Raw genomic sequence first — 8,136 nt, 5'->3', positions numbered from 1 at the left:
CGCGCCCTGCGCGGGGCGCCGCCCCGGCCGCCAAGAGCGCTCGCACCGAGCGCGGTCAAGGGCCAGCCAAGCGGCCCACCACCCGTACCTCGCGCCGCGGCTGATCTCCGACCCGTCATTGGCCGGGACATTGGCATGGCGCACCGCGCATGGGCCCGGCTCGACGGCCCGCAACTTTCCCGCAGCCCCAAAGCTGCTCCGATCCTCGCGGCGTGTGTCTTCTTCTGGTTCTTCCTGGTCTTTGCCGGCCCACGGCCGGGCACGCCCACGCATGCCGTAGGCCGCGACATCGGCTTCAGCTACTACCGCGACGCTGACGGCTCACTCGATCTGGACACGTTCCTCGCGCTGCCCGAGGAAGCTCTGTCTGCCTGCCAACAACCGCTGTCCCGAGGATTCGATACAGCGACGTATTGGCTGCGTTTCGACGTGCCGGCAGCCGCCTTCCCGAACGGCGAGCTGTGGCTGGTGATGAGCCCGAACTATCTCGACGAAGCGACCGTGTTCCTCGGCAACGGTCTGCCCGGGGTCTGGCGTGTCCAGCAGGCCGGCGATCGCCATGGGGTACGTACGGTGGACATGGCCTATCGGTTCCCCGTGTACCGGTTGAGCCCGCCGGAGGACGGAGCCAGTGCCACCACGGTGGTGTTGCGTGTGAGCAGCACGAGCGCGCTCATCGTGGAGCCCGCGCTCTGGCTGCCCTCGGCGTTCCTGACCCACGCCACGCTGGACACGGCCACCTGGAGCTTCTACTTCGGCGTGGCCGCCCTGGCCTCGACCCTGGCGCTGCTGCTCGCCCTCGCGCTGGGCAGCCGACTTCTTTGGTCGGTCGTACCGTTCTCGCTGTGCTATCTCCTGGCGGCCTGTATCCAGGGCTACGTCGGCTGGCCCAACACGGGCTGGCGCCTGGCGGCCCAGGATTGGCTGGTGAGCCTGCTGACGCTCTTGAGCGGCCCCGCCCTGCTCTGGATGTCTCTCGAGTCCCTCGACGTGCGCCGGCACTTCCCGCGGGTCTATCGGGCCATGATCGGCATGGCGGCGGCCATGGCCCTGGTGCCCCTGAGTCTGCTGCTGGACAGCTATCGTGCTGCCCACGGACTGCTGGCAATCTGGGGCATGCTGAGCCTCGTGATCATGCTGTTCGTCTCTCTGGCGGTCTCCCGCCGCGTCGGCGGCGGCCTGCTCACTATCGCGATTGGCGTGCTGCCGCTCTTCTACACCGTCTCGAGCCTGCTCTCACTGTTGATGTCGCGGGCCGTCGTGCCTTACGACGCCCGGATCTTCATGCTCTGGCAGTACAGCACCATGCTGGTGATGAGCGTGACCGTACTGGCCGTGCTCTTTGTCGGCGTGCAGCGCATTCGCCAGGAGCAGCTCAAGCGCGAGGAGAGCGAGACACTGGCGCGCGAACTCGCGCGAGAGCGCGCCGCAAGCTTTCACCAGCGGCAATTCATGGCCATGGTGTCGCACGAGTTCCGCACGCCCCTGGCGGTCATCTCAGGCACCCTCGAGAACCTTGCACCCCCCGCGGATGCCGACACCCGTGTGCGCCAGCGCCACGACAAGATCCATCGCGCGCTCAGCCGGCTCGTGCAATTGACCGACAACTGCATGGCAGACGCGCGCCTGTCGGCCGATGCGCTGTACCTGGATCGCCAGCCGGTCGACCTGATCGCCGAGTTGCGCCAGGCCGCCGTGCTGGTGGAGCGCTCCGACGCCCACCGGCTGCGTATCACGGTAGATGGCGCGGAAGTCACACCGCACACGCCTGCGCTCCCGCTGGTGCAGGCCGACCCCGCCCTGCTGCGCATCGCCTTGTCCAATCTCCTGGACAACGCCGTCAAGTACACGCCCAGGGGACAGGTATCGGCCGACATTCGACTGACGCGGGACATGGCCTGGCTCACGGTGCAGGATCAGGGCCCCGGGATTCCGCCCGACCAATCCGAAGCCGTGTTCGAACGTTATCGGCGCGGCGGGCGGCCCGAGGCGGCTCGGCCCGAAGGATCGGGCCTGGGCCTGTTCGTGGCACGACAGATCGCACGCGGTCACGGCGGCGATCTGGTCCTGGCGGAGAATGCAGCGTCGGGGTGCCGTTTCGTGCTGAGCCTTTCCCGGCAAGCCTTGCCAATGGATGAGATACTTCCAGAGATTTGATCATGACACATCGAAAAACTCTCTGGCACACTGCCGGTCCGGCCTGACAAAGGCCCCCAATTGCCGAGCCGAGTCGGGGGGCCGCCCCTGAAGTGCACGCGCCCATGAACAGCCTACCCCGCCTCGCCGTACTGGAAGACAACCAGGATCTGCGCGAGGAGCTCACCTTTTTTCTTGAAGCCCGCGGCTACCCCGTCTGGGGCGCGGCCAGCGCCGAAAGCTTCTGGAAGATCCTCCATGCCCACCCCGCGGACATCGTGCTCGTGGATTTGGGCCTGCCGGGCGAAGACGGTCTGAGCGTGCTCGAGTACCTGCGGGATCTGGGTCGGTTCGGCATCATCGTGATCACCGCGCGCGGCAGCCAGCAGGACAAACTGCGCGGCCTGGATCAGGGCGCCGACCTGTATCTCATCAAACCCGTCAATTTCTCTCAGTTGGCCAAGGATGTCGACGCGCTCTGGTTTCGGCTGCGCGACACTCGCCTGAGCCATGCCAACGGACAGGACCCGGCGGCGCCGCGCCCGTGGCGACTGGACTCTCTGAATGCCACCCTGACCAGCCCTGCTGGCGATAGCCTGCACCTGACGCCACAGGAGCTCGCCCTGGTGGGCATCCTGGCGCGCCAGACTGGCCAGACGTTTCCCAAGCGGCAGGTGCACGACGAGATGTTCGGCACGGCCGACGAAGCAGCCGACATGCACCGCGTCGACGTCGTGCTGAGCCGGCTGCGTCAGAAAGCCGCGCAGCACAAGATGCGCTTGCCCATTCGTACCGTGTTCGGGCGCGGGCTGGTGTTCATCGACAGCTCGACACGCTGAGGCTGTTCTGCCAATGCCTGCTGGCCCCCTCCTTCAGCGGCGGGCAGCCGCGTCCACGAATTCAGCCAGCTCCCGGTTGAACCGATCGGCATCCTCGAAGAACGGCGAATGCCCCGCCGTATCGAACCACGACAGCCGGGCATGCGGCATGTCCTTCGCGGCCTGCTCGGCCACGGCCGGGGCGATCACTTGATCCTGCCGCCCGTGGGTGACGAGCACCGGCAGCGTCAGCGCCGCCAGCGCCGCGGCGAAATCCGTGCTGCCGCTCCACTTCAAGGTGGCCGCCCTCGCCTGCACCGGGCTCGCCATGTTGTAGCCCAGCATCAAGGCGAAATCCTCGGCCGCCAGCGGCGCCGCCACGCAGGCGCGCACGAACGCCTCGGTGGCGCGGATGTTCAGCTGTAGATCCTCGGAGAGCATCGTGCGCAGGTGCGCCGCGCCCGGCATGCGGGCCGCGCACCGTCCGGCCTGGCCACCCGCGCGCCGACGAAGTTCACGCCCGCAATGCCATCCTCACCATAGTCGCGCAGATACTGCGCGACGACGATGCCGCCCAGCGACCAGCCGACCAGCACGGGCCGCTTCACGCCAGCGGCCTTGATCACCGCTTGCAGATCGTCAGACATCACCCGGCCGGACGCGTAGGCGCCCTCGGCGGTGGGTTTATCCGATTCGCCATGGCCGCGCAGATCGTAGGTCACGAGCCGGTAACGCTGGGCGAGCTCACTCGACACCTGCCGGCCGAATGCCAGCTGGCTCTGCGCGATCCCATGCACGAACACGATGGCCGGCGCCTCGGCCGGACCACGCACCTGCACGGCCAGCCGGGTGCCGTCCGGGGCCACCGCGTGCAGACGTTGCACGTCGGACTGGGCGGCCGCCGCGGTGGGCACGCCACGGGTGACCGCAGCGGGCGCCGCAGGGCTGCTGCTGGCGCAGATGCCAGCGCCGAGCCAGCCGCCAGCGCAAGCGCGCACGCCGAGGCCATGCGCGCAAGCGGCACGCGACGAAACGGGCGGGGGAAATCCATGGGGCGTCTCCGTTCTTATAGGTATGAGAAGCGCCCAGTCTAGGGGGCGGGCCCACGGCCCGGCCTCCCTCGTACGGCATAACTGGCTTGCCGGCGACAGCAAGCCAGCAGCGACGATCGTGTCTTAGACGACGACGGTCTGCGGCGTGCCCGGCGTCTGCTCGACGATCTCGCCGATACGTTGCACGCGCTCGCCGGCGGCAGCCAACGTGGCCGCCACGGCGTCGGCCTGATCAGCCGCCACGACCAGCACCATGCCGATGCCGCAGTTGAAAACGCGGTGCATTTCCTCGTCGGCCACGCCGCCGGCGCGCTGCAGCCAGTCGAAGAGGGCCGGACGCTGCCAGGCGTCGCGCTGCAGGCGCGCGGCGAGGCCGGGGCGCAGGATGCGCGGCACGTTCTCGAGCAGCCCGCCCCCCGTGATGTGGGCGAGACCATGGATCTCGTGCTGGGCGAGCGCCGCCAGCACCGGCTTCACGTAGAGGTGCGTCGGTGCCATGACGACGTCGACCAGCGGCTGGCCGTGGAAGTCGTCCTGCGGGCCAGCGCCTTCGCGCTCGATGATCTTGCGGATGAGCGAATAGCCGTTGGAGTGCGCGCCGCTCGAAGCAAGACCCAGCACCACGTCACCCACGGCCACACGCGTGCCGTCGATGATCTTGGACTTCTCGACGGCGCCGACCGCGAAGCCGGCCAGATCGTATTCGCCATCCGGGTACATGCCGGGCATCTCGGCGGTTTCGCCACCGATCAGGGCGCAGCCGGAGAGCTCGCAGCCACGGGCAATGCCGCCCACGACGGCGGCAGCGGTCTCGACGTCGAGGCGGCCGCAGGCGAAATAATCCAGGAAGAAGAGCGGCTCGGCGCCCTGCACGAGGATGTCGTTGACACTCATGGCGACCAGGTCGATCCCGACCGTGTCGTGGCGATTCCACTCGAAGGCGAGGCGCAGCTTGGTGCCGACGCCGTCGGTGCCGGACACGAGGACGGGCTCGCGGTACTTCTGCGGCACCTGGAACAGGGCGCCGAAACCGCCGATGCCACCCAGCACGCCTTCGCGCATCGTGCGCTTGGCCAGCGGCTTGATGCGCTCGACCAGGGCATCGCCTGCATCGATGTCGACACCAGCGTCGCGGTAGGTGAGAGAGGAGGAATCAGCAGGCGGTTGGGCGGACATGGACGAAACCGGTTTTTGAAATGTGAGGAAGATGCGGCATACTTGCGCCTTCTCGCGGGCCGCCGCGCAAACCGCCATTTTACGATGATCGCCGCCTTTTCCTTTCGCCCGGTCCTGCCGCCGTCCGGCAGCGCGCCCGGTGCCAGGGCTGGCGCGCCTGTGGCGGGTGGCCCAGTCGCCTCATGAATCAGCCTGTCCGCCCGCAGCCGGCGCAGTTGCTGCTCGATATTCTCGCCACGCCCGAGCCCACGCTGGAGAACTTCACGACGGGCGCCAATGCGCTCGCCGTCGAGGCGATCCGCACGCTCGCCCCGGGGCGCGCCGTGTATCTCTGGGGGCCGGATGGCAGCGGCCGCAGCCACCTGCTCGCCGCCGCGGTGCAGCGGCACCCGGGCGCGGCGCTGCTCGGGGCGGACACACCCGTCGCCGTCTGGCAGGCCCGTCTGGACGACCCGATCTCGGGGCTCGTCGCCATCGACGACGTGCAGCGGCTCGACGACGCGCGCCAGGCGCTGGCCTTCGCACTCTACAATCGTTGGCGTGAAGCGGCCGCCACGCGCCAGGGCCTGATGCTTCTCGTGGCAGGCGATCGCGCGCCGCTGCAGATGCCCTTGCGCGAGGATCTGCGCACACGCCTCGGCTGGGATCTGGTCTTTCGACTGGAGCTCCTGTCCGACGCGGACAAGCTCGCCGCCCTGCGCGCCCATGCTGCCGCCCGCTCGCTGGCGGTGACCCCGGAGCTGATCGACTGGCTCCTCACCCGGCACGCTCGGGACATGCGCCAGCTCACGGCCCTGCTGGACGCCCTGGACCGCTATTCCCTCGCGACCAAGCGGCCGGTCACCCTGCCGCTGCTCAAGACCATGCTTGCCGCCGCGCCACCCGCGGCCTGAATCGATACCTTTGCCCATGACTGCTTCCCGCCTTGCCCTCTTCGACCTGGACCACACCCTGCTCCCGCTGGACAGTGACTACCAGTGGGCGCACTTCATGGCCGTCACGGGCCGGGCAGGCAACCCCGAGGAAGCGCTGCGCCGCAACGACGAGCTCATGCAGAGCTACGCGGCGGGCACGCTGACGGCTCAGGAGGCCGCCGAGTTCATGCTCGGGCTGCTGGCTCGCCACGATCCTGTGGATCTGGCTGCGTGGCACGAGACCTACATGGCCGACGTGATCCGGCCGGCGATCACCCCGCAGGCCGCCGCGCTTGTGCGCGAGCACCTGGCCGCCGGGGATCTCTGCGCCATCGTCACCGCCACCAACACCTTCGTCACCGCCCCCGTCGCCCGCGCCTTCGGCATCCCCCATCTGCTGGGTACCGTGCCTGCCTACGTCGCGGGTCGCTACACCGGCCGCATCGAAGGCACACCGTGCTTTCGTGAAGGCAAGGTCACGCGCGTGAATGCGTGGCTGGAGAGCCTTGGCCACACGATGGGCGACTTCTCCCGCACGTTCTTCTACAGCGACTCCATGAACGACGTCCCGCTGCTGGAGGTCGTCTCCGATCCGGTGGCCACCAATCCGTCGCCCCCCTTGCGCGATCTGGCCGAAGCCCGCGGCTGGCGCGTCCTGGACCTCTTTGCCGACGCCACGGCAGGCGGCCGCACCTACGGCGCTGCCTGAGCCCGGAAAGCCCTATGCTGAAAAAACTCGTCGACCGCATCTTTCGCCGCCCCCGCGGCCCGCAACGCATCGTCGCCGCCGAGCACGGCATCGACCGGCGCAATGTCTCACGCCACGCCATCAAGGTCTGCGAGGTGCTGCAGCAGCATGGCCATGAGGCCTACATTGTGGGCGGGGCTGTGCGCGACCTGATCGCCGGCGTCGAGCCCAAGGATTTCGACGTGGCCACCAGCGCCACGCCCGAGCAGATCCAGCCGCTCTTTCGGCGCGCGCGCATCATCGGCAAGCGCTTTCGGCTGGTGCACGTGGTGTTCGGTGCCGAGATCATCGAGACCTCCACCTTCCGCGCGCCTTCGGGCGGCGAGCAGAGCACCGACGAGCACGGTCGTATCCTGCGTGACAACGTCTTCGGTACCGCCCTGGAAGACGCGGTGCGGCGCGATTTCACGCTCAACGCGCTCTACTACGATCCCACGACCGAGGAAGTCATCGACTACCACCACGGCGTGGCGGACCTGAAGCGCCGCCTGGTGCGCATCATCGGCGACCCCGTCGTGCGCTACCGCGAGGATCCGGTGCGCATGCTGCGCGCGGTGCGCTTCGCGGCCAAGCTCAATGGTCAGATCGAGGAGAAGACGCTCGCGCCGATCGCCTCGATGGCGCCGCTCATCGAGAACGTGCCGGCTTCGCGGCTCTTCGACGAGATGTTGAAGCTCTTGACCTGCGGCCATGCCATGGACTGCCTGCGTCAGCTGCGCGCCCAGGGCCTGCACCACGGCATGCTGCCGATGCTGGACGTCGTGCTCGAGCAGCCTGGCGGCGAGCGCTTCATCGAACTCGCGCTCGAGCGCACGGACGCCCGCGTGCGGGCCGGCAAGTCGATCAGCCCCAGCTTCCTCTTCGCCGCCCTGCTCTGGCAGCAGGTGCATCTGCGCTGGCAGCACATCCAGGCGGGCGGCGAGCACAGCATCCCGGCCCTGTCGCTCGCGGTGGATTCGGTGCTGGGCGAGCAGACGGAGAAGCTCGCCATCCAGCGACGCTTCGTGGCCGACATGCGCGACATCTGGTTCATGCAGCCTCGCTTCGAGCGTCGCGTGGGCAAGCTCGCCTGGCGCATGATCGAGCAGCCGCGCTTTCGCGCCGCGTGCGACTTCCTGCAATTGCGGGCGGCCGCGGGCGAAGTCGACAGCGTGCTCGCGCAGTGGTGGATGGATCTTGCCGACGCCAATGACGAGGACCGCGCCGACATGATCGAGGACGCGACCCATGCGCCGCCCGCGGCAGCCACACCCGACGCTCCGGCGCGCCGCCGCCGGCGTCGGCGCAAGCCG

Annotated in this window: 8 protein-coding genes; 5 read left to right on the top strand and 3 right to left on the bottom strand. The window is 68.5% G+C overall.

Annotated features, from left to right (window positions below):
• Window positions 1-135 precede the first annotated feature (135 nt).
• On the top strand, window positions 136-2,157 hold the full coding sequence (locus IMZ29_RS21795) for a sensor histidine kinase (protein WP_216188287.1): 2,022 nt from the start codon (window positions 136-138) through the stop codon (window positions 2,155-2,157).
• Between the two features lie 104 nt (window positions 2,158-2,261).
• Window positions 2,262-2,975: a response regulator transcription factor gene (locus tag IMZ29_RS21790; protein ID WP_216188285.1), complete on the top strand. Its 714-nt coding sequence runs from the start codon at window positions 2,262-2,264 to the stop codon at window positions 2,973-2,975.
• Between the two features lie 33 nt (window positions 2,976-3,008).
• Here IMZ29_RS21790 and IMZ29_RS21785 read toward each other — a convergent pair whose 3' ends face one another.
• The 3 genes from IMZ29_RS21785 to purM form a co-directional block, all read right to left on the bottom strand.
• Window positions 3,009-3,395, bottom strand: a complete 387-nt coding sequence (locus tag IMZ29_RS21785; protein ID WP_216188283.1) for an alpha/beta fold hydrolase — start codon at window positions 3,393-3,395, stop codon at window positions 3,009-3,011.
• Complete coding sequence (locus IMZ29_RS21780; protein WP_216188281.1) at window positions 3,371-3,952, bottom strand: alpha/beta fold hydrolase; 582 nt, start codon at window positions 3,950-3,952, stop codon at window positions 3,371-3,373. The genes IMZ29_RS21785 and IMZ29_RS21780 overlap by 25 nt, the downstream gene beginning before the upstream one ends.
• 177 nt (window positions 3,953-4,129) lie before the next feature.
• Window positions 4,130-5,182: a phosphoribosylformylglycinamidine cyclo-ligase gene (purM, locus tag IMZ29_RS21775; RefSeq protein WP_216188279.1), complete on the bottom strand. Its 1,053-nt coding sequence runs from the start codon at window positions 5,180-5,182 to the stop codon at window positions 4,130-4,132.
• Between the two features lie 182 nt (window positions 5,183-5,364).
• On the opposite strand from purM, the gene hda reads away from it, so the two are divergent.
• The 3 genes from hda to pcnB all read left to right on the top strand — a co-directional run.
• A complete protein-coding gene (hda, locus tag IMZ29_RS21770) occupies window positions 5,365-6,075 on the top strand; it encodes a DnaA regulatory inactivator Hda (protein WP_216188277.1) in 711 nt (236 codons plus the stop codon).
• Window positions 6,076-6,091: 16 nt separating this feature from the next.
• Window positions 6,092-6,805, top strand: a complete 714-nt coding sequence (locus IMZ29_RS21765) for an HAD family hydrolase (RefSeq protein ID WP_216188275.1) — start codon at window positions 6,092-6,094, stop codon at window positions 6,803-6,805.
• A gap of 14 nt (window positions 6,806-6,819) precedes the next feature.
• On the top strand, window positions 6,820-8,136 hold a 1,317-nt coding region (gene pcnB / locus IMZ29_RS21760), incomplete at its 3' end, for a polynucleotide adenylyltransferase PcnB (protein WP_216188273.1).

It is taken from the genome of Verticiella alkaliphila (genome assembly GCF_018904615.1).
GTDB lineage: Bacteria > Pseudomonadota > Gammaproteobacteria > Burkholderiales > Burkholderiaceae_B > Verticiella > Verticiella alkaliphila.
The sequence above is the reverse complement of the archived record's forward strand: the minus strand, read 5'-3'. Positions and strand labels throughout refer to the sequence as shown.

Bases quoted from the DNA above. Each gene is read 5' to 3' on its own strand.
- IMZ29_RS21785 (WP_216188283.1), bottom strand. From the start codon at position 3,395: ATGCTCTCCGAGGATCTACAGCTGAACATCCGCGCCACCGAGGCGTTC.
- IMZ29_RS21765 (WP_216188275.1), top strand. From the start codon at position 6,092: ATGACTGCTTCCCGCCTTGCCCTCTTCGACCTGGACCACACCCTGCTC.
- IMZ29_RS21795 (WP_216188287.1), top strand. From the start codon at position 136: ATGGCGCACCGCGCATGGGCCCGGCTCGACGGCCCGCAACTTTCCCGC.
- hda (WP_216188277.1), top strand. From the start codon at position 5,365: ATGAATCAGCCTGTCCGCCCGCAGCCGGCGCAGTTGCTGCTCGATATT.
- IMZ29_RS21790 (WP_216188285.1), top strand. From the start codon at position 2,262: ATGAACAGCCTACCCCGCCTCGCCGTACTGGAAGACAACCAGGATCTG.
- purM (WP_216188279.1), bottom strand. From the start codon at position 5,182: ATGTCCGCCCAACCGCCTGCTGATTCCTCCTCTCTCACCTACCGCGAC.